We start from the raw sequence: 19,978 nt of genomic DNA, 5'->3' as shown, positions 1-19,978 counted from the left end.
TTGCGAGCCATCGCACGGCGAGATGCCGACGTGACCGGCGCCCGTGGGCTAACCTCGAAGCGCGCGCGATCATGATCGGGATGACCAGCATGATGATCAGCGATCAAGCTGACCAGCACCGATCGCGATCGGCGTGATCTCGATCATCATCCTCGGCGGCATCAGCATGCCGATGTCCAGCAGCAGAAGCAGTACGCCATTCCGCTGTCAGCCTCAGAACGGACGTTGGGAGGCCGTTCTCGGCTGCAAGGTCGAGGTGCTGACCAAGGGCCTTCTTTCTCCCGACCCGCGCGGCAGCGCGCGGATGCCGAACAACAGTTCGGCGATGGTGACGCTGGAGAAAAACAGCGTCTCGGGCCCCTGGGCGTCGAGCCAGTCACGAACCGATGGATGCGGTTCGGACTTCATCGCTCGGAGACCAGATTCGTATCGAGCAGGATCATTCGAAGCGCATCGGCTCAGCGAGACGCGCGTCGCGGCCATGTTCAAGTGCCTCGACATCGGCATTGGTGAGGCCGATCTTCTCGGGACGCACGGCGGCCTCCAGAATGGCGCGCATTTCCGCTTCCGCGCTGCGATTGTGCTACGCCGCGCGGACTTTCCCCTTGTAGGCAGCACCATTCTCAAGCGCGATCGTGCTGCACGACCGGGTCCACGAAGGTGATGTGCAACGTGATCGGCCCTCTGGAACCGTCGAGCAACACGCGAAGCCTGCTGCGCGTAGCACCGAACCCGAGAACGACTCCTTGCTTGCCGCTCAGACGCGGTCCAGCCGCTTCGCAAACGACTACACGCTCACCTACGGTCCAGTCGTGGAGCGTACTTTCACTGGCACATGTCACTTTGAGTGTCCGAGGACTTTACCCGTCCCAATTCCAACCACGCCGAAAGAGACACGCAGTTAACGATCGCACATCGGGTCCCTCCGTTTCCGACACGCCTCGAAATGCTGCAAGACTCGCATAACCGCGGCCCGACGCCTAGCCGAATGTTAGAGCTCTGCCTGGCGGTTCAGGGCCGGACTGGATCCACCAGTTGGAGTACGAACCTCCGGAATGCTGGTCTACTTTGAATTGGAGGATCCTTTTTGCAGTGGCGTTTATCCATTGGTCTAGGAGGGCCTAACGGGCGCTCTCAGGGCAATGAGCGTTCTGTCCACCGTCGCGACGATATCCGCGACCGTGCTGTGGTCGGCATCGCGGTGGTGCTGTTCACGACGCATGACCATTCGGAGGTTGAGGACGATGACTGCCACAAAACTCTCGCGACCCTTCCGTGAAAGAAATGCTCTCGAGCGCCTGGGACCGGGAGCTGGCGAAAGATCTTGCCCAGGAAGTCGAGATCTGCACAGGCGACCGCGCGAAACGTTCGCCGAGATGCGCGGCTTCCTTGCCGTCAAGGGCTACCGGGAATTTCTGCCGGCCGCAGAAGGCTCGCGTAAAAAATCGTCGAAGACGCGCTGAACTTGGTCGCTCACGCGATACGCTCCTACGCGCTCGAAAGGCCGGCTCCATCCGCCGCGCTTTTCCGGAGCGCGGCCGTGATTGTTCCGAGTGGCGCGACGCTCGTGAAAACCTGCATACGCTGATAATCGGCGTCCTAGCCGAATTACGGGCTCTTCGGCGAAGCCGCCGAGAACGCCCTCACTATGTTGAGGAGTCTCGTTCGCGCCTACGTGCTGAACGAACTCATGCACACGGTCGTGGGATCGATTCCTACGACGAAGCGTTCGACGAGGCCCTCCAGGTCTTTCGTGCTCGGGCTGCCGGCTTTCGCTTCCTCGAGAGGCGGCCGGGCGAGCGGGCCGTTGCGGCAGGAGCTTGCCTACGTCGCCGATCAAGAGGAAGGATGGGCCTCCCGGTAGGGGATCGAGGTAAGGTCTGGCAACGGCGCTGGCCGAGATTTTGGGTTGAATGCGCTCTACGGCCGGACGCCCGGGGGAGAAATACTGCAATTGCGGCGGACCAGCTACGTCCGCGCAAAGGACATTGCGCTGGCGCAACGGCGGCCCCGGCCGGCTTCAATAAGAAAGCATCACACCAGAATTGGGAGCGTATTGGGCATGAAGAAAACAGAGAAGACTTATCCCATTCTTGAAGGCCTCCTGGATGTTTTCGGTAACTGGCTGAGGCATCGTCGTGAACTCCGTGAGTTGCATCAACTCTACTGCGGCACGAATCGCGCCGATCTGCGCGTTACGCCTGCAGACCTCGATGCGTGGTCAAGGACGCTTGCGGCTGACGAAATTGCCCGGGTTACTGAAGGTTCTCGGCATCGACCACGAGGATGTCTTCGCGATCGAAGCCGGCAGTGCTGCGCGACGAGCGGGTCTGCACCCAATGCGACCGGAAGGTTGAGTGCAACAACGATGTCGAGATCAGGGTGGATACCAGAGATTACGAAGACTACTGCCTCAACGCTCCAACGATGCAAGCGCTCAGCAGCAGCCTGGAGGGCCACCAGAGATGACACCGAATTTGACCGTGTGGCGGTGCCTCGCATCCTCCGCCCATCAGCAAGGAGATCGCCGATGCTTCCGCCCGCACTCTACACCACCCAGCCTTCCACGACTCGCTCCGCGCCCTCGCCGTCCGCTGCGTTCGGCGGCTGGTCGGCGGCTGGTCGGCCAGACGGCGCTCGTGGCCAGCGAATTCGCAAGCGGCAAGGACGAGGAGATCTCGGCGAGGGCCCACCGCATCGCGGCCGAAGCGATCCTCGAGACCACGGTGCGCCTGGTAAACCGGGCGAGCCCGGACAAGGCGGCCAATACAGACTGTCAGGTCGCGCGCAAGCTCTGGACCCTGACGGCCGGCGAGCTGAAGCACGCGGAGGACCACATGCTGCTGCTCGGCCGCAAGAACGCCATGGAGGATCGCGACCTTCCTGCTCGAGACGGACATCCCGCACCGCGGCCGCCGGCCTGATGGCCGTCCGAGTGCCGCCGTGACATCGGCGACTATCTCGGCCTCATCCTGGAGACGGTCTCGCGAGCCCTGTCAGAGCTTCACGCCTAAGGCCTTCTCGGCTTCTCCGGAGCGCGCCAGATCGTGCTGCGCCATCGCCAGCATTTGCCGGACATGGAGGTCGGACTCCCGCCACGCCGCCGGTCCGTTCAGTTGCGCCGCCTTCGATTGGCAACAACGCCCCCATGCAGTGACACAACCTGCCGTCATAACAAACCTGGTCAACCCTCCATCAACGACGACAGGGATGCTCTCCCATTCACTGGAAGTCCGCCGCACCTCGTGTGGAAAGCTACCGCTTTACCGCTTAGCCGGCGCCTCTTGCGGCGGCTCGTCGTCGGCAATCGCCCGCCACGCTGCGCCGTCGAGATCGTCGTACTGGCCGCTCCGGAGCGACCAGAGGAAGCCGGCGAGGCCGGCAAGACCGAGCATCAGCGCCAGCGGGACCAGAATGATCAGGATCTCCATCACACGATCTTCCGCGAGGCGCTGCGTGCCCGCAGCGAATTCAGCATGACCAGGATTGACGAGCCGCTCATAGCGGCAGCCGCGATCAGGGGCGTGACGACACCGCTGATCGCGATCGGCACCGCCAGGACGTTGTAGCCGATCGCAAGCCAGAGGTTTTGCCGCATCAAATGCAGCGCCTTGCGCGCGGAATCGATGGCGGCAACGACTGGCGCCAGCGGCCGGCCGAGGAAGACGAGATCGGCGGTCGCCTGGCTGAGATGCGCGGCCGAGATCGGCGACATCGAGACGTGGGCCGCCGCGAGCGAGGGTGCATCGTTCATGCCGTCGCCAACCATCAGCACTTTTGCGCCTCGCCGTTTCAGCTCCTCGATCCGCGCGATCTTGTCGGCCGGCGTCACGCCGGCGCGCCACTCGGCGATGCCGAGCGCGTGGGCGGCCGCCCTCACCGCCGGCTCGCGGTCGCCGGAGAGGATCTCGATGCCGATGTTGCGCGCCTTCAGCGCCGCGATCACGGCCTGCGCATCCGGACGCAGCCCCTGGCGCACCGAGAGGATGAATTTTTCCGTTCCCTTGCTGAAAGCGACGATGGAGGCTTCAGCGTCGAGATTGACGCCGCCGGCCAACGCCTCGGCGCCGCAGAAGGACGGACGACCAAGACGAATCTCGACGCCCTCGACCACAGCGCGCACGCCCTGCCCGGCCTCCTCGACCGCGCCGACGATCGGCGATCTGGCGCCGGCGGCCTGCGCGACCGCAGCGGCCACCGCATGATTGCTCGACAGCGCGAGGCGACCGGCGAGCTCGAAGATATCAGTGGAGATCTCGGCCGCATTCGTGACTGCGAGATCCGGCAGAGTCAGCGTGCCGGTCTTGTCGAAGATGATGTGGTCGGCTTCGGCCAGCCGCTCGATGGCGTCGCCCGAATTGAGCAGCACACCCGACTTGAACATCGCGCCCGAGGCCACCGTCTGCACCGTCGGGATCGCAAGCCCGAGCGCGCAGGGACAGGTGATGATCAGCACGGCAACGCCGGTCACGATTGCATCATGCCAGCTCGCGCCGGCGATGACCCATCCAAGGACGGTGAGAAGCGCGGTCGCGTGGACCACCGGCGCATAGAGCCGCGAGGCGCGATCCGCGAGCCGCATGTAGCGCGAGCGCGCCTGGAGCGCGTTGTCGAGCAGCCGCGTGATCTCGGCAAGCAGCGTGGCTTCTGAGGCGGCCGAGACCCGCACCCGCAGCGTGCCGGAGATGTTCATCGAGCCCGCATAGACCGGCGTGCCCCGCCCGGCCGTGACATAGAGCGTCTCGCCGGTGATCAGGCTCTGGTCGATCTCGGAGCGTCCCTCGATCACGGTGCCGTCGACCGCGCAACGCTCGCCGGGCCGCAGCAGCACGATGTCGCCGGGATGGATCGCCGCAACCGGCACCTGCGAAATCTCGTCAGGCCCGACGAACTTGGCCGCGGTCTCGGCCTTGAGTGCGGCGAGATTGCCCGCGACCGCGCGCGTCCGCCGCCGCGTGTTCTGGTCGAGGAAGCGGCCGACCAAAAGAAACGTGAGCAGCATGATCGCCGCGTCGAAATAGGCGTGCTCGGCGTGGTGGATGGTCTCGACCACGGACATGCCGAGCGCAAGGCACACCCCGATCGAGATCGGCACGTCCATGTTGGTGGTCTTGTTCGATAGCGCGCGCCAGGCCGAGCGGAAGAACGGCTGCCCCGCATAGGCTGCCGCCGGCAGCGCGATCAGCGCCGACAGCCAGTGGAAAAAGTCGCGCTGCTCGGGCAACATGTCGGAGACATTGCCGGACCACACCGGGATCGACAGCATCATCACGTTCAAGGTGGCGAACGCGGCGACGCCAAGGCAGCGCAGCAGGAAGCGCGAACCGGCAACTTCCGTCGCCTCCGCGCTCTCGGTCTCGTAAGGATAGGCCTTGTAGCCAAGCTCTGCCAGCCGATCGATGAAACGGCTTGGGTCGAGCGTGCCCTGCTTCCATTCCAGCGCGACGCGCCGGTCGGTGAGGTTCACCCGCGCCAGCGTGACGTCGGGAATCGCCGACAGTCCGCGCTCGATCTTGGCCATGCATCCGGCGCAGTGAACGCCCTCGACCGCGAGATCGATGTGCTGGACGCCTTCGCCCGCGGTCCGGACGTAGTGCGAGAAGTCCCGCGTGATCTGCATGGCGAAATCCTTCAGTTCAGAATGACGCGGTTGCGTGACAGGAAGACGCGCGCGCCACGCAATTCGCCCTCGATCACCATGTCCCATTGCCCGGGCGCGACGGAGGCGGCATTGCCGCGATAGATGCCGATGCCGGCCTCCGAGAGCTCGACCGCGAGATCAGCTCGCTTGTCGGTCGGCCGCTCCAGGCGGCCGCCGAACTTCAACCCGCTCACCGGATGCCCGGCAGCGTCGCGCGCTTCGACCTGGAGCACGGCATTGCCATCGGCGCGCCGCTCGATATGAGCGTTAACCTGCCATTTGCGCGCGGCTTGGTCCTGCGCCGCCGAGATCTCGCGGTCATAAATGAGGCCTGCGGCATAGGGGCTGTCGACGTCGGTGCCGGGCAGCGTCGCGATCGCAAGCTTCATCATGGTCACGTTGACGCCGATCACGACGCCGAAGAAGGCGACCAGCATCGGGAACACCTTGGTCCCGGTCAGCGGCTTGGATGCCATGGGTGTCTCCTGGACTTACGGTGAGACGAAATTGTCGGTGGCGGACGCGGCCTCGCCGAGCCCGATATCGGTGACGTGGAAGCGGACGGGAATAGACTTCTCTGGATTGCTGTCCGCCGGCGCGGTGACGAGCAGCCGCAACTCGCTGGTGGAGTCGCGGGGGATCACGATCATCGGCCGGTCCGGCGTCACGGAATCAACGCCGGTGACGTGAATGGTCGCGTTGGCCGGACCGTTCGCGTCGATCGCGATGACGCGGTCATAACCGCTCTTGTTCAGCAGCCGCACCGTATAGGCGTTGCGGATCGAGCCGTCGCTGAGCCTGACGGCGACCGGATTGCGGTCGTGCAGCACGTTGACGTCGAGCAGGCTGCGGGTCGCGAGGGTGTAGATCATGATGCCGCCGACGGCCGCGATGATCGCGCTGTAGGCGACGGTGCGGGGACGGACGATGCGGTAGACCGGCGCCTTGCCTTCCTGGCGGCGATGGATATTGATGTCGTTGTCGTAGCCGATCAGCCGCTTCGGACGGCCGATCTTGGTCATCACGTTGTCGCAGGCATCGATGCAGAGGCCGCACTGGATGCATTCGAGCTGCGGCCCGTTGCGGATATCGATGCCGGTCGGGCAGACCGCGACGCATTGATAGCAGTCGACGCAGTCGCCAGCGTGCTCACCGATGGCGCGCAGCTCGATCGCCTTCTTGACCGAGGTGCGCTTCTCGCCGCGGTCGTAGCGGTAGGTGACGTTGAGCGCCCATTCGTCGGTGAGCGCCGCCTGGATCCGCGGCCAGGGGCACATATAGACGCAGACCTGCTCGCGCATGAATCCGGCGAGCACATAGGTCATCGCGGTGAGAATGCCGATCCAGGCATAGGCGATCATCGGCGCCTCGAAGGTGACGAGCTGCTTCACCAGCGTCGGCGCGTCGTTGAAATAGAGCACCCAGGCGCCGCCCGTCCACCAGGCGATCAGGAGCCAGATCGAATGCTTGAGCACGATCTCCGAGATGCGCTCGAGCCTCGTCGGATCGGACGATTTGTCCTTCTTCATCCGCTCGCGCCGGTCGCCTTCGATCAGGCGCTCGACGGCGTAGAACAGGTCGGTCCAGACCGTCTGGGGACAGAGATAGCCGCACCAGATGCGGCCGCCGACCGAGTTCATCAGGAACAGCGCCACCGCGGCGACGATCAACAGGCCCGTGAAGTAGTAGACCTCCTGCGGCCACAGCTCGATGAAAAAGAAGTAGAAGCGGCTGTTGGGCAGATCGATCAGCACCGCCTGGCTCGGAGCGCCGAGACCGCGGTTCCAGCGCACGAAGGGCAGGAAGTAGTAGATGCCGAGGCAGAACGCCATCAGGCCCCATTTGATCCGGCGGAAGGTGCCGGAGACGCTCTGGGGATAGACCTTCTTCCGGGCTGCGTAGAGCGGCCCGTAATCGTCGTCCGATGTGAGGTCGTTCGGGTTCACGGTCTTGTTCATCGTCAAAAGCTTCTCGCAAAGGTGCGATTAAACCTAGACCCGACGCCGCGGCGTCAGTTGATCCAGCGCAAACGGGGGCGTTTTGTTCGCCCGTCTTCCGTCAATGGGCTATTTTCCACCGCCCAGCGAGTGGACGTAGACCGCCATGGCCTTGATGGTGGCCGGATCGAGCCGCCCCTCCCAGGCCGGCATAACGCCGGCGCGGCCTAGGCTGATGGTCTCGATCAGGCTCGCCTCGTCCGAGCCATAGAGCCAGATCTTGTCGGTGAGGTTCGGCGCGCCCATCTCGGGGTTGCCCTTACCGCCATCGCCATGGCAGGCGACGCAATTCTCGGCGAAGATCTTTTCGCCCTTCGCCGCGTCGTAGCCCTTGCGGGTTGGCAAGCCCGATAGCGACCGCACGTAATTGGCGACCGTGACGATCTCGTCCGGCTTCAGCACGCCGTCCTTGCCGAAGGCGAGCATCTGGCCCTCATGCGCCTTGACGTGACCGGAACGCGCGCCGAACTGGATGGTCTGCATGATCTGGTCGAGCGTGCCGCCCCACAGCCAGTCATCGTCGTTCAGGTTCGGATAGCCTTTCGCGCCGGCGCCGCCGCTGCCGTGACACGGCGCGCAATTGTCGCCGAACACCGTCTTGCCCTTGGCGCGGGCGAGCGCCAGCAAGGCCGGATCCTTTTCGATGTCGGCGAGCGAGGCCGCGCCCAGCGCCATCATCTTGTCGCCGCGGATCTTCTCGAGGTTTGCGAGCTCGACTGCGACGTCGGCGCGGGACGAGTATCCGAACATGCCCGTGGTGTTGCTGGAGATCAGCGGCCAGGCCGGATAGACGAGCCAGTAGCCGATCGCCCAGACGATGGTGAGGTAGAAGGTGATTACCCACCAGCGCGGCAGCGGCGTGTTGAGTTCCTTGATGCCGTCCCACTCGTGCCCGGTCGTGGACGTGCCGGTGACGGAATCGATGTCGCTATGATGATCGGTCATGATCTCTCACTCCTCCCGCAACGGCAGGTGTGCCGCTTCGTCGAAAGCGGCCTTGTTGCGAGGCCAAAATGCGTAGGCGATGATCGCGAGAAAGATCGCGATGAAGACCGGCGTCCAGATCGTGGTCACGAGACCGGACGCAAGATTGTCGAGTGTCAGGATGGCTTTCATCGTTGATGCCTTCTCAGCGAAGATTGGCTTTATCGTTGTAGATCTTGAAGTCGACCAGCGTGCCGAGCATCTGCAAATATGCGATCAGCGCGTCCATTTCGGTCGGCGTGCCGGTCTTGCCGTCGAAATTGCGCACGACGGCCTTGACGTAGCGCTTGCTGAAGGCATCGCTGCCGGAATTATCCGGATCGGCCTGGGCCTTCACATCGGCGCTGGCGCTCGCGATCTGATCGTCGCTGTAGGGCACCCCGACGGTTCTCAGCGTGCGCATGTGGTCGGCGATCGTGTCGGGATCGACCTCGGTCTGACTGAGGAACGGATAGCCCGGCATCACCGACTGCGGCACGATGGCGCGCGGGTTGGTCAGATGGTTGACGTGCCAGTCGTCGGAATATTTGGCGCCGACGCGGGCAAGATCGGGACCGGTGCGCTTCGAGCCCCACTGGAACGGGTGGTCGAACATGCTCTCGGCGGCGAGCGAGAAGTGGCCGTAGCGCTCGACCTCGTCGCGCAGGGGGCGGATCATCTGCGAGTGGCAGAGATAACAGCCTTCGCGGACGTAGACGTTGCGGCCTGCGAGCTCCAGTGGCGTATAGGGCCGCACCCCGTCGACCGCCTCGATCGTGCTCTTGAGGTAGAACAGCGGCGTGATCTCGACGAGACCGCCGATCGCGATCACCAGCAGGATGCCGACGATCAGGATGATCGAGTTCTTCTCGAAGACTTGATGGCGTGTCCAGAACGACATGGAAAACTCCTCATTCCGCCGGCTGAAGAGCGACGGGCCTCTGGACTTCCGCTTCGCCGACGCGAACCGTCATCCAGAGATTATAGGCCATGATCAGCGCGCCGATCAGGAACAGGGCGCCGCCGGCGGCGCGGATGATGTAGAAGGGATGCATCGCCTCGACGGTCTCGATGAAGGAATATTCAAGGAAGCCGAGCGAGGTGTAGGCGCGCCACATCAGGCCCTGGAGGATGCCGGACACCCACATCGCCGAGATGTAGAGAACGATGCCGAGGGTTGCGATCCAGAAGTGCCAGTTGACGAGCTTCAGGCTGTAGAGTCCCTTGCGATTCCAGACCCACGGCACCAGGCAGTAGAGCGCGCCGAAGGAGACGAAGCCGACCCAGCCGAGCGCGCCGGAATGCACGTGACCGATGGTCCAGTCGGTGTAATGGCTGAGCGAGTTGACGACCTTGATCGACATCATCGGGCCTTCGAACGTCGACATGCCGTAGAAGGCGACGGAGACGACGAGTATGCGCAGCACGGGGTCGGTGCGCAGCTTGTCCCAGGCGCCCGACAGCGTCATCAGGCCGTTGATCATGCCGCCCCAGGAGGGCATCCACAGCATGATCGAGAAGGTCATGCCGAGCGTCTGCGTCCAATCCGGCAGCGCCGTGTAGTGCAGGTGATGCGGACCGGCCCAGATATAGAGGAAGATCAGGGCCCAGAAGTGGATGATCGAGAGACGGTAGGAATAGATCGGCCGCTCGGCGCGCTTCGGGATGAAGTAGTACATGATGGCGAGGAAACCGGCGGTCAGGAAGAAGCCGACCGCGTTATGGCCGTACCACCACTGGAACATGGCGTCCTGGATGCCGCCCCAGGCGACATAGGATTTTGAGCCGAACACCGAGACCGGGAGGGCCGGATTGTTGCCGAGATGCAGGACCGCGATCGTCACGATGAAGGCGAGATAGAACCAGTTCGCGACGAAGATGTGCGGTTCCTTGCGCTTGATGATGGTGGCAAGGAAGACCAGCAGATAGGTGACCCAGACGATGGTCAGCCAGAGATCGGCGTACCATTCCGGCTCCGCATATTCCTTGGACTGGGTGACGCCGAGCAGATAGCCGGTGCCTGCGATCAGGATGAAGAAGTTGTATCCGACGACCACGAACCAGGGCGCGAGATCGCCGGCAAGGCGTACGCGGCAGCTCTTCTGGACGACGTAGAAGGACGTGGCGATCAGCACGTTGCCGCCAAAGGCGAAGATCACCGCCGAGGTGTGCAGAGGACGCAGACGGCCGAAGCTGGTCCAGGGCAGATCGAAGTTCAGCGCCGGCCAGGCCAGTTGCGAGGCGATGATCAGGCCGACGAGGAAGCCCGCGATGCCCCAGAACATCGCCATGAAGGAGGAAAACTTGATCGGGCCCATGTTGTAGTTGGGGCGGCCGTTGATCTCCGCCGGCGGCAGCGCCGCCGCGCGATCGAAGTACCGGTTGATGATGCAGAACACCGCGGCCAGGCTCGCGGCCGCGCTGAGCGCAGCGTGGAAGGCGAAGGGCGCGTCGAGCGCCTTGGCCGAGGCGATTAAGCAGAAGAAGGCGGTGACTGCGAACACGACAGCCAGGCCGCTTTCACCTGACGTCATGGATTTGGAGAGGGCGGGCTGGCTCATGCGGATTCTCTCTGAAAGAACACGCCGCCAGAAACCACATCCGCCCTCGCGGGGAATTGATTGAAATCAAGCTAGCTGGATTTCCGTTGATGTGAGACCGATGCGGATCAGGGAGTAGTATCAATTGCTTGCGCACGGCACGGCGCACACCGCGAAGCATTGCCTCCGGAAAATCACGGAGCTTGAAATCGCGGGATCAGTCCCGCGCGGTGGCCTTGAGCGCCGCGATGACGTCCTCGCGGGCGATGATGCCGACCAGCTTCTGTGCGCCGTCGAGCACGATGATGCTCCTGATGCGATGCTCGACCATGATCTGGAGCACGCGCGTCAGCCTCGTGTCGGGGCTGACATAGATGAACTCGGGCGTCATGACGTCGCCGATCTTGCGGCTCATCAGGTCGGGATAGCGCGGCAGCATCTGGCTCGGCGTGAAGGCGAAACACTTCAGGATGTCGAATTTGGTGACGATGCCGACCACCTGCCCGTCATCCTCGACTGGATAGGAGTTGAAATCGTCGCGCTCGAACATCTCGCTGAGTTCGAGCAGGTCGAGATCGCACTGAGCCGTCCGTACGTTGCGTATCATGTAGCCGCCGACGGTCTGTTCAAGAGACTTGTACACGCGCGTCCTCCTCGATTGGTCTGGGTTCGCCAGCCGTCAGTGCGACAGCAACACGCAGCGGGCCGATTGCGTCATCAGATGATGCGTGGCGCCGCCGAGGATCAGCTCGCGGAAGCGCGAATGATGCGCCTGCGACGATCAAGCCGGCGCCGATGTTATAGGCGATCTTCTCTAATTGCGCGGCGGCGGTTTGGTTTCTCGCGGCTTCCGGGATGCGCGCGATCGCAGCGAGGCCGTGGCGAGCGAGCCATGCGGCAACGTCCGTGACGCGCCCCATCGCGGCCGAGCCGTCGCCAGCGTCTTCCGGAAGCTCGACGATGGTTATGTCCTTCGCGTTGCGCAGCCTCGGCAATGCATCGACAACCGCCCGCCGTGCCTCGGGCGTGTCCTTCCAGACTATGAGCACGCTACGCAGATCGAGCCAGTTGACTCCGTCGGTTACCATCAGGAGCGGCCGGCCAGCCTGCATTACCAGATCCTTCGGGCTTGCAAGCGAAAAGGCATCGGAGAAAGCGGGCTGTATCCGCCGCTGACGACGATGTCGGCGCACCGCACCTGCGCCAGGACAAACCGCCTGGGAAAATCCAGGGCGCTGCGCCATTCCGAGTGTCCGCCGCGCGCCTTCGTCGCGGCGCGGAATTGCGCCTCCAGCTCGGCAAGGCGTTCCTGACGGAAGCCTGCTCCCGATCGATCAGCCCTAGGGCCTCGGCGCCATCTGCGAAATAGAGCGGCGGAGCGAACTGCGCCGCGGCAACGCCGACAATGGTCGCCTCGAACCGCTCGGCGAGTTCGCCCGCGACCTGAAGACGTGCCTCGTTGGGCTGATCGAGCGCCAGGCTGACCACCACGGTCGCATATGTCATCGGGAGCCTCCGGGCAGTACGTTGCTGTGGATATCTAGCCGCGCCGACGCAAGGCAGGATGAGGTAGATCAATTTTCGGCGCCCAGTTGGGAGAAATCCGCCGATCAGACATCCGAACTTGCCTCCGGTCCGGCCTTGGGCGAAATTGCCGCCACGGAACCCCGCCGCGGGAGAATGGGAGCAGTAGCTTGTCGCTGAGCCGCGTAACGCATCCGCCAGAGGACGCTCGCGGCGAGCATTTCGGCGTCCGGATCGAAGGCTTTGGCGTCGGCACCTGGGATCTCGATCTCAGGACGCGCGAGCTGGAGTGGTCGGAAACCGCGAGAATGCTGCTCGGCATCGAACGGAATCAACCGGCGAGCTATGAACTCCTTCTCTCGCGCCTCGGTCCCGCGGACCGCGCGCGCCTGGAGAGCGCGATCGAGCATGTCGTCGACCACGGCGGCGGCTTCGACGTATCCTTCAGAGTTGCCAATGCCTCAGGCCTGGGGCGCTGGATTCGCGCCCGGGCAGGTCTCATCCGGGACGACGCCGGTGCCGCCCGCCATCTCAGCGGCATCTTTCTCGACGTCAACGAGGAGAAACAGGTTGAGGAGGCACTGCGCACCCGCGAGACTCACCTCCAGTCGATCCTCCAGACCATTCCCGATGCAATGATCGTCATCGACGGCCACGGCATCATCCAGCTCTTCAGCACGGCGGCCGAGCGCCTGTTCGGCTGGCCCGAGCAGGAGGCCATCGGCCAGAACGTCAGCATCCTGATGCCTGAGCCCGACTGCACCCGCCACGACGGCTACATCGCGCGCTACCGCACCACCGGAGATCCGCATATCATCGGCATCGGGCGTATCGTGACAGGCAAGCGCCGCGACGGAACCACCTTTCCGATGCATTTGGCGATCGGCGAGATGCAGTCGGGCGCCGAGCCTTATTTCACCGGATTCATCCGCGACCTCACCGAGCATCAACAGACCCAGGCGCGGCTCCAGGAATTGCAGTCCGAGCTCGTCCATGTCTCGCGGCTGACCGCGATGGGCGAGATGGCCTCTGCGCTCGCCCACGAGCTCAACCAGCCGCTGGCGGCGATCAGCAATTATATGAAGGGCTCGCGACGGCTGCTCGCCGGCAGCAGCGACCCGAACACACGGAAGATCGAAAGCGCGCTGGACCGCGCCGCCGAACAGGCGTTGCGCGCCGGCCAGATCATCCGGCGCTTACGCGACTTCGTGTCTCGCGGCGAGTCCGAGAAGCGGGTCGAGAGCCTGTCCAAGCTGATCGAGGAAGCCGGCGCGCTTGGGCTTGCCGGCGCCCGCGAGCAGAACGTGCAGCTCCGCTTCAAGCTCGATCCGGACGCCGATCTCGTCCTCGCCGACCGGGTGCAGATCCAGCAAGTCCTGGTCAATCTGTTTCGCAATGCGCTGGAAGCAATGGCGCAGTCGCCGCGGCGCGAGCTCGTTATTGCCAACAGCCGCATCGCCGATGATGTGATCGAAGTGGAGGTGTCCGACAGCGGGTCCGGCTTCCAGGGCGACGTCATTTCAAACCTGTTTCAGACCTTCTTCACCACCAAGGAGACCGGCATGGGCGTGGGACTGTCCATCAGCCGCTCCATCATCGAGGCTCACGGCGGCCGCATGTGGGCCGAGAGCAACGCATCGGGTGGCGCAACATTCCGCTTCACGCTCCCGGCAGCCGACGAGAACTGATTCATGACAACCAAGGGACATGTCTACGTCATCGACGACGACGAGGCGATGCGGGACTCGCTGAACTTCCTGCTGGATTCCTGCGGCTTCGGCGTCACCCTATTCGACAATGCGCAAGGCTTCCTCGGCGCCCTGCCCGGCCTCGCCTTCGGCTGCGTAGTCTCGGACATCCGCATGCCGGGCGTTGACGGAATCGAGCTTCTCAAGTGCATGAAGGCGCAGCACAGTCCGTTCCCGATCGTGATCATGACCGGTCACGGCGACGTGCCGCTCGCAGTCGAAGCGATGAAGCTTGGTGCGGTCGACTTCCTGGAAAAGCCGTTCGAGGACGACCGCCTCGTCACCATGATCGAGGCCGCGATCCGCCGGGCCGAACCGGTCGCCAAGAGCGAGGCTATCGCGCAGGATATGGCCGCCCGTGTGGCCTCGTTGAGCCCGCGCGAGCACCAGATCATGGAGGGGCTGATCGCAGGTCTCTCCAATAAGCTGATCGCCCGCGAATACGACATCAGCCCGCGCACGATCGAGGTCTACCGGGCCAATGTGATGACCAAGATGCAGGCCAACAGCCTCTCGGAACTGGTCCGGCTGGCGATGCGCGCCGGCATGCTGAAGGATTGAGGCAGGTCAAGGCACTTGTGCGGGCCTGTGATAGCCACGCAGGCATGATCGAGATCGGCTCGCCCCATCAGCGGCCCCCAGGCGCATCGGCAAAGCCCACCGTCTACGTGGTCGACGACGATGCCGCGGTGCTGGGATCCCTGCGCTTCCTGCTGGAAACCGAGGGCTTTGCCGTGCAGACCTTCAGGAGCGCTCCGGCGCTGCTCAATGCGACGACCCCGCCCGGCGCGGACTGCTACGTGATCGACTACAAGATGCCTGACATCAATGGCATCGAGTTGGCCTGGCGGCTGCGCCAATCCGACGCCGACAGGCCCGTGATCCTGATCACCGGCTATCCCGACGGAAATATCTCGGTAAAGGCAGCGGCGGCAGGGATCAAGGACGTGATTTTGAAGCCGCTCCTCGATGAAAACCTGGCGAAATGCATCCGCCACGCCATCCAGGACAGGCGCGGCCACTGACCTACGGGATTCTCCGTAGGTAAACCTCCTTAAGATATCGCTCGAAATTTCCGGATCGCGCGATCCCGCGTACCAATGCACCATCACAACGGAGATGGCGCAGATGCTGACCCAGACGCTCAAGACCCAGGCGATTAAGACCCAAATCGGCGGTAAGATCGCTCCCGCGCGTTCCGTGTCCGAACAGTTCGGCGCGATCGCCGGACATGCCGGCCTCGTTGCCACCGAGTTCTCCTATCGCAAGGACGAGGAGATCTATGGCGAGGACGAGCCCGCCGAATATGTCTATCAGGTCGTCTCCGGCGCGGTGCGCAGCTACAAGCTGCTCTCCGACGGCCGCCGTCAGATCGGCGCGTTCCATCTTCCCGGTGACGTGTTCGGCCTCGAACCCGGCCAGACGCATCGCCTTGCGGCCGAAGCGATTATCGCCACCAGCATACGCCTCGTGGAGCGAGCCAGCCTCGAAAGGTCCGCCAGCACCGACGTACAGGTCGCGCGCAAGCTCTGGGTCATGACGGCGGGCGAGCTGCGTCACGCCGAAGATCACATGTTGCTGCTGGGGCGCAAGACGGCGATGGAGCGTGTTGCAACCTTCCTGCTCGAAATGGATCGCCGCCTCGCCGTCGCCGGCATGATGGCACTGCCGATGTGTCGGCGCGATATCGGCGACTATCTCGGCCTCACGCTCGAGACCGTGTCGCGCGCGCTCTCGCAGCTTCACGCAAAGCGCATACTCGGCTTCTCCGGCGCCCGCCAGATCGTACTGCACAACCGCCAGCGCCTGCACAATCTCGATGCCTGATCGCTTTCACCCGGCCGCGTTTCTCCTCTCCGACTTGGCCCGCCGAACGCATTTCGGCGGGCCTTTCTTGCCGCAATCAAGCCGCGGGCTGCGTGTCCGGCCAAGAGGATCAGAGTTGCCAAAACGTGTGCCAACTGCTGCGGCGGAGTTGAAGCCCCAAACGACCAAACCGGTTCGACCTCTCCCATGAGGTTGTGGCCTAGCAGCCGGCCTGACGTTACGGTGCGCGCAGGCGAATGCGGCGCTGGATGTTGACGTCCTCTAGATCATCCTGATTTTCGCGGTACCGGCCTGCTGGCAGCTCTCGCACCAGTGACGCTGGTCTGGATCTCAGTCCGGGTCCTTCAATGCCGAATCCTGAAGACAGCTTTGTCGAGCCCGCCGCAATCTCCCCCATGAGGCCGACTGGACGAGAGATGGGACCCTCGGCTTGGACCGACTTTCCGCCGCAAGACGCTGCGGGCGTCCGATCAAGTAGCCTTGCATCTCATCGCAGCCCTCCTGGACAAGGAGCAACATTTGGACCTTCGTTTCGATCCCTTCAGCAAGCACCGGCACGCCAAGACCCTGAGCGAGCCGATAACAGCGCGAACGATGGCCAACGATCGCTCGTTCTGTCCAAGCGAGCCAACGAATGCCCGATAGATCTTGATCCAGTCGAGAGGGAAGGCCTCGATGGTAGGACAACGAGGAATACCCGGTCCCGAAGTCGTCCAGCGCGATCAGGATGCCGAGGCTCTTGAGCAATTGCATCGTCTTCTTCGCGCGCAAGACATCCTCGATCAGCACGCCTTCGGTGATCTCGGGCTCGAGGCCGGCCAGCGACAGCCCGCTTTTGCCCAGCGCCTTGCGGACTTGCGCATCGAGGTTCTCCCTGCGGATTGCGCGGCCGAAACGTTGACGGCGATCCTCAAGAGTCGGTTCCACGACGCGGCCTCACGGCAAGCCTCCATCAGCACCCGGTCGTCAATCTGGGCAACCGACCAGCCTCAGAGCGCCGCTCACGCCGCTTAAGCGCGATCAGCCTACCGCCAAAAAGGCCTTGCCGGGGCCCTCGGATCGGGCACTGTGGCCCTGCCGGCAATCGTCAAAACACCCAGAAGCCCGCAAGGCAACCCCGGTGAACTTACCGAGACAACAGGTCTCCACGAGGTCCTAACCGGTTCTGCACGATATGACCAGTGTTGAATGTCGCTCGCAACCGAGACTAACCTGGAATCTGCACCGGCAGTGCGGAATAACCGTGCCCAAAATTGGATTGAACTCGCTCCGGTTCGCTCGCCGACCACCGTTACCTCCAGAGATCGCTTCAGCATCTCCTGCCACAGGGATTTTCAGCTGCAGCTCTGCAAGATGCCTACCCACGCAACGATGAATCCCAAAGCCAAAAGAGAGATGCTGCCGTACATTTTCCCGATCGATGATGAAGCTGTTGGGGCTAGCAATAACCTCGTCGTCTCGGTTGCCAGAGATGTACCACATCACAACTTTATCGCCTCGCCTGATTTTCTTGTGCCCTATCGTGAAATCGTCCACAGCGGTCCGGCGCATATGCGCGCTAGGCGTTTGGTATCGTATAATCTCGGATACCGCCCCGGGCACTAGCGAAGCATCATCGCGGAGTTTTCGCAGTTGGGACGGATTTTGACTCATGAACAAGACGCCCCGGTAATTGAGTTGCGCGTAGTATCGTTACCTCCAGCAATCAGCAGAATGAGGTTGCCCAGGAATTCACATGGCTCCATGTTTCGGGTCGCCGGTGAATGCGCTATCATAGAGATTAGGTCAGCGCGCGGCTCGGATTTTTCCCGTTCGCTCCAAAGCCGTGTGAAATAGTCCAAGCACTCGGACAGCACCGCCTTTCGCTTTTCCCAGCTGTCGATCTGGTGGCCCATTTGTGGACTCAAGGCGGCTACGTCCGACCAGTAGGTCAGCAGCCGTCGATCTTGAAATGGAAAGTCGAACAGCGTGGCCAGCATTTGGTCGTCAACTCGATGGAGACTCTATCGACCCAGTTGAAGGTATCATTGCGCGGCAAACCGTCCAATATCTTCTGAACCCGCAAGCGGATCAAGCCTTCAAGCTTCGCCAGGTTCTCCGATGCCGCGATCGGACTGACAGTCTTACGCTGCTGAGCATGGACAGGAGGACTCATCTTAATAAAACTGGGAGTCCAATACTTCTGCGGCGGGTCCACAATTGTGACGCTTCGCTCTGACGAGGAAATTGTGTGATTTGAATCCACGCCTACGATGTCGCGGTATTTTGTTATCGACCAATATGGACCGTACGGGCTGCCTTCGCAATAATGGACGGGATCTTCCCTTCGCAGCCGCTCGAAACAAGTCCAAACGGTATCACCTTAAAAACGCTTGGGCTCGCTTACATCAAGGTGGCTCAGCGAGATGTCAGCCTCCTCGCAAGCGTTCTCTGCCGATAAGGCTGTCATGATTGTCTCGCGGACATTGGCGTGAAATTTTGAAAGATCGGCTCATGCGCTATTTTGCACTCGCATGGAAGCTCGGTCGAAACACAACGAGCTGGGCCGTACAGTAACAATGTGTGACGCATGTCCATGGCTCGGCTTCGCGAGAGCTCTCTGAAATTATCTTACGGCCGAAGTTACTTGGGAACTTGGTTCGGCCCCCGTCGATAAAGAATAGTGGAAAGGCGAGCGAAGCTCCCCTATCAAGATTGGGGAGGCGCGCGAACTCGCTTTTGTGGTAGTCAACATCAGGACGCAAGCACTCGCCGCGATGGCACCCAGCGGCACGCCCGGTTGCCACTCGACTACTTATATTGCGCGAGCAGGTGGGACCCTAATCACGGTAGGGACTAACAAGAGAGCGCGGTGTGCCAAGGACACTCGTTTTTCCTTACTCGCGATGCGGGCTTTCGTAGAATGAATGAACAGGAGACCAAACCGGCGATCGTGCGCGAGCCGGACGAAGAGTAAACTAACCTGACGTCACAACTGGCACTAAAGTATCGTCCATGCGCTGGAATAGAAGAGAATTGGCACAGCTGGAAAAGCTCTGGGCCGCGGGACAGAGTGCCGCGCAGATCGCGCGTCATCTCGAGTGCAGTCGCAACGCAGTTTGCGGCAGGCTAGCTCGGTTGGCCTCACTCGAGGTCACAAGCCACCAACAGCAAAACCCAAGATTAGACCCGCCCCGAAGCGAGGGCCGACGGCGATGGCGGCTGGTCGCGATTGCGTCGGAAAGAAGCTGTCGCAAAAGGCGCTAGATAGCCAGCCTCAGGAAATGAGCAAGCGGCAGCTTTACGCGATGCTAGCTGAGGCAGTCAGGAATCCCGCGTAGAACTATCAGGCGCACCGCGATCTCCCGGGCTATGCGCCGTACTTGGTCCATTCGGACGATTTGCTTGTTGGTTTACGCGCTTTGTGGCTATGGGACGAACAGTGGCGTCGAGTAGAATGTTCGCGGCGGAGGCTCGATCGTAGGTCGATTCATCCAATCTCAAGAGGCTGGATGCACTGAATTTGAAGAATGCGTTCTGGTTCTTGAGCCTCAGTTTCGGCTATGCGTCTTCGGGGAAGCGCCGACGTCCTGGTTTGCGCCGGTGTTTGGAAGTTTCTGCACACGCCGTGCCCGACGATGTACACGAGCTCGGGTGAAGCCGCTTGACCGTGAGCCTGTCCGGATGGAACCTCCGACAGGTACCGCCCCGGCGTCGGTGACAAGCTCAGCCTTGGAGCAACTTCACGGACCGCCGAGC

General features: G+C 62.5%; 15 protein-coding genes and 4 pseudogenes. 5 read left to right on the top strand and 14 right to left on the bottom strand.

Annotated elements, in window-relative coordinates:
• Window positions 1–213: 213 nt before the first annotated feature.
• Both IVB48_RS11620 and IVB48_RS11615 read right to left on the bottom strand, forming a co-directional pair.
• Complete coding sequence (locus IVB48_RS11620) at window positions 214–408, bottom strand: hypothetical protein (RefSeq protein ID WP_345946931.1); 195 nt, start codon at window positions 406–408, stop codon at window positions 214–216.
• A 31-nt stretch (window positions 409–439) separates the two neighbouring features.
• Window positions 440–634: pseudogene (locus tag IVB48_RS11615) on the bottom strand (hypothetical protein).
• A 2,056-nt stretch (window positions 635–2,690) separates the two neighbouring features.
• Between IVB48_RS11615 and IVB48_RS11605 the strand changes: the two are divergent.
• Window positions 2,691–3,083: pseudogene (locus IVB48_RS11605) on the top strand (helix-turn-helix domain-containing protein); the annotation flags it as partial.
• A 180-nt stretch (window positions 3,084–3,263) separates the two neighbouring features.
• Here IVB48_RS11605 and ccoS read toward each other — a convergent pair.
• From ccoS to IVB48_RS11555, 10 genes and pseudogenes are all read right to left on the bottom strand, one after another.
• Complete coding sequence (ccoS, locus tag IVB48_RS11600) at window positions 3,264–3,431, bottom strand: cbb3-type cytochrome oxidase assembly protein CcoS (protein ID WP_247342297.1); 168 nt, start codon at window positions 3,429–3,431, stop codon at window positions 3,264–3,266.
• Window positions 3,431–5,620, bottom strand: a complete 2,190-nt coding sequence (locus tag IVB48_RS11595) for a cation-translocating P-type ATPase (RefSeq protein WP_247363285.1) — start codon at window positions 5,618–5,620, stop codon at window positions 3,431–3,433. The genes ccoS and IVB48_RS11595 overlap by 1 nt, the downstream gene beginning before the upstream one ends.
• 11 nt (window positions 5,621–5,631) lie before the next feature.
• Window positions 5,632–6,117 (bottom strand): FixH family protein, encoded by a 486-nt coding sequence (locus tag IVB48_RS11590; protein ID WP_247363284.1) that lies wholly within the window; start codon window positions 6,115–6,117, stop codon window positions 5,632–5,634.
• Window positions 6,118–6,132: 15 nt separating this feature from the next.
• Complete coding sequence (gene ccoG, locus IVB48_RS11585) at window positions 6,133–7,599, bottom strand: cytochrome c oxidase accessory protein CcoG (RefSeq protein WP_247363283.1); 1,467 nt, start codon at window positions 7,597–7,599, stop codon at window positions 6,133–6,135.
• Between the two features lie 108 nt (window positions 7,600–7,707).
• Window positions 7,708–8,583, bottom strand: coding sequence for a cytochrome-c oxidase, cbb3-type subunit III (ccoP, locus tag IVB48_RS11580; protein WP_247363282.1), 876 nt, complete (start codon window positions 8,581–8,583; stop codon window positions 7,708–7,710).
• Between the two features lie 6 nt (window positions 8,584–8,589).
• Window positions 8,590–8,754 (bottom strand): cbb3-type cytochrome c oxidase subunit 3, encoded by a 165-nt coding sequence (locus IVB48_RS11575; RefSeq protein WP_247363281.1) that lies wholly within the window; start codon window positions 8,752–8,754, stop codon window positions 8,590–8,592.
• A gap of 13 nt (window positions 8,755–8,767) precedes the next feature.
• Window positions 8,768–9,502, bottom strand: coding sequence for a cytochrome-c oxidase, cbb3-type subunit II (gene ccoO, locus IVB48_RS11570; RefSeq protein WP_247363280.1), 735 nt, complete (start codon window positions 9,500–9,502; stop codon window positions 8,768–8,770).
• A 10-nt stretch (window positions 9,503–9,512) separates the two neighbouring features.
• Window positions 9,513–11,162, bottom strand: a complete 1,650-nt coding sequence (gene ccoN, locus IVB48_RS11565; protein WP_247342233.1) for a cytochrome-c oxidase, cbb3-type subunit I — start codon at window positions 11,160–11,162, stop codon at window positions 9,513–9,515.
• Between the two features lie 196 nt (window positions 11,163–11,358).
• Entirely contained in the window at window positions 11,359–11,784 is a 426-nt protein-coding gene (locus IVB48_RS11560; protein WP_247342236.1) for a CBS domain-containing protein, read from the bottom strand.
• Window positions 11,785–11,820: 36 nt separating this feature from the next.
• Window positions 11,821–12,647 (bottom strand): annotated as a pseudogene (locus IVB48_RS11555) (universal stress protein).
• 188 nt (window positions 12,648–12,835) lie between these two features.
• Between IVB48_RS11555 and fixL the strand changes: the two are divergent.
• The 4 genes from fixL (at window position 12,836) to IVB48_RS11535 (ending at window position 16,240) form a co-directional block, all read left to right on the top strand.
• On the top strand, window positions 12,836–14,353 hold the full coding sequence (gene fixL, locus IVB48_RS11550; RefSeq protein ID WP_247342240.1) for a sensor protein FixL: 1,518 nt from the start codon (window positions 12,836–12,838) through the stop codon (window positions 14,351–14,353).
• 3 nt (window positions 14,354–14,356) lie between these two features.
• Complete coding sequence (fixJ, locus tag IVB48_RS11545) at window positions 14,357–14,974, top strand: response regulator FixJ (protein ID WP_247400017.1); 618 nt, start codon at window positions 14,357–14,359, stop codon at window positions 14,972–14,974.
• Window positions 14,975–15,018: 44 nt separating this feature from the next.
• Entirely contained in the window at window positions 15,019–15,438 is a 420-nt protein-coding gene (locus IVB48_RS11540) for a response regulator (protein ID WP_247342246.1), read from the top strand.
• 103 nt (window positions 15,439–15,541) lie between these two features.
• Window positions 15,542–16,240, top strand: coding sequence for a helix-turn-helix domain-containing protein (locus IVB48_RS11535; protein WP_247342248.1), 699 nt, complete (start codon window positions 15,542–15,544; stop codon window positions 16,238–16,240).
• Between the two features lie 330 nt (window positions 16,241–16,570).
• On the opposite strand, the gene IVB48_RS11530 is transcribed toward IVB48_RS11535, so the two are convergent.
• Window positions 16,571–17,167 carry an EAL domain-containing protein gene (locus IVB48_RS11530; RefSeq protein WP_247342251.1) on the bottom strand — a complete coding sequence of 199 codons (597 nt, stop codon included), beginning with the start codon at window positions 17,165–17,167 and terminating at the stop codon, window positions 16,571–16,573.
• A 280-nt stretch (window positions 17,168–17,447) separates the two neighbouring features.
• Window positions 17,448–18,689: pseudogene (locus IVB48_RS11525) on the bottom strand (cytochrome P450).
• Between the last annotated feature and the right edge of the window lie 1,289 nt (window positions 18,690–19,978).

The sequence above is a fragment of the Bradyrhizobium sp. 76 genome, from assembly GCF_023073025.1.
Classification (GTDB): Bacteria; Pseudomonadota; Alphaproteobacteria; order Rhizobiales; family Xanthobacteraceae; genus Bradyrhizobium.
The sequence above is the reverse complement of the archived record's forward strand: the minus strand, read 5'-3'. Positions and strand labels throughout refer to the sequence as shown.

Bases quoted from the DNA above. Each gene is read 5' to 3' on its own strand.
- fixJ (WP_247400017.1), top strand. From the start codon at position 14,357: ATGACAACCAAGGGACATGTCTACGTCATCGACGACGACGAGGCGATG.
- IVB48_RS11540 (WP_247342246.1), top strand. From the start codon at position 15,019: ATGATCGAGATCGGCTCGCCCCATCAGCGGCCCCCAGGCGCATCGGCA.
- ccoO (WP_247363280.1), bottom strand. From the start codon at position 9,502: ATGTCGTTCTGGACACGCCATCAAGTCTTCGAGAAGAACTCGATCATC.
- ccoG (WP_247363283.1), bottom strand. From the start codon at position 7,599: ATGAACAAGACCGTGAACCCGAACGACCTCACATCGGACGACGATTAC.
- IVB48_RS11595 (WP_247363285.1), bottom strand. From the start codon at position 5,620: ATGCAGATCACGCGGGACTTCTCGCACTACGTCCGGACCGCGGGCGAA.
- IVB48_RS11620 (WP_345946931.1), bottom strand. From the start codon at position 408: ATGAAGTCCGAACCGCATCCATCGGTTCGTGACTGGCTCGACGCCCAG.
- IVB48_RS11590 (WP_247363284.1), bottom strand. From the start codon at position 6,117: ATGGCATCCAAGCCGCTGACCGGGACCAAGGTGTTCCCGATGCTGGTC.
- ccoP (WP_247363282.1), bottom strand. From the start codon at position 8,583: ATGACCGATCATCATAGCGACATCGATTCCGTCACCGGCACGTCCACG.
- ccoN (WP_247342233.1), bottom strand. From the start codon at position 11,162: ATGAGCCAGCCCGCCCTCTCCAAATCCATGACGTCAGGTGAAAGCGGC.
- ccoS (WP_247342297.1), bottom strand. From the start codon at position 3,431: ATGGAGATCCTGATCATTCTGGTCCCGCTGGCGCTGATGCTCGGTCTT.
- IVB48_RS11535 (WP_247342248.1), top strand. From the start codon at position 15,542: ATGCTGACCCAGACGCTCAAGACCCAGGCGATTAAGACCCAAATCGGC.
- IVB48_RS11575 (WP_247363281.1), bottom strand. From the start codon at position 8,754: ATGAAAGCCATCCTGACACTCGACAATCTTGCGTCCGGTCTCGTGACC.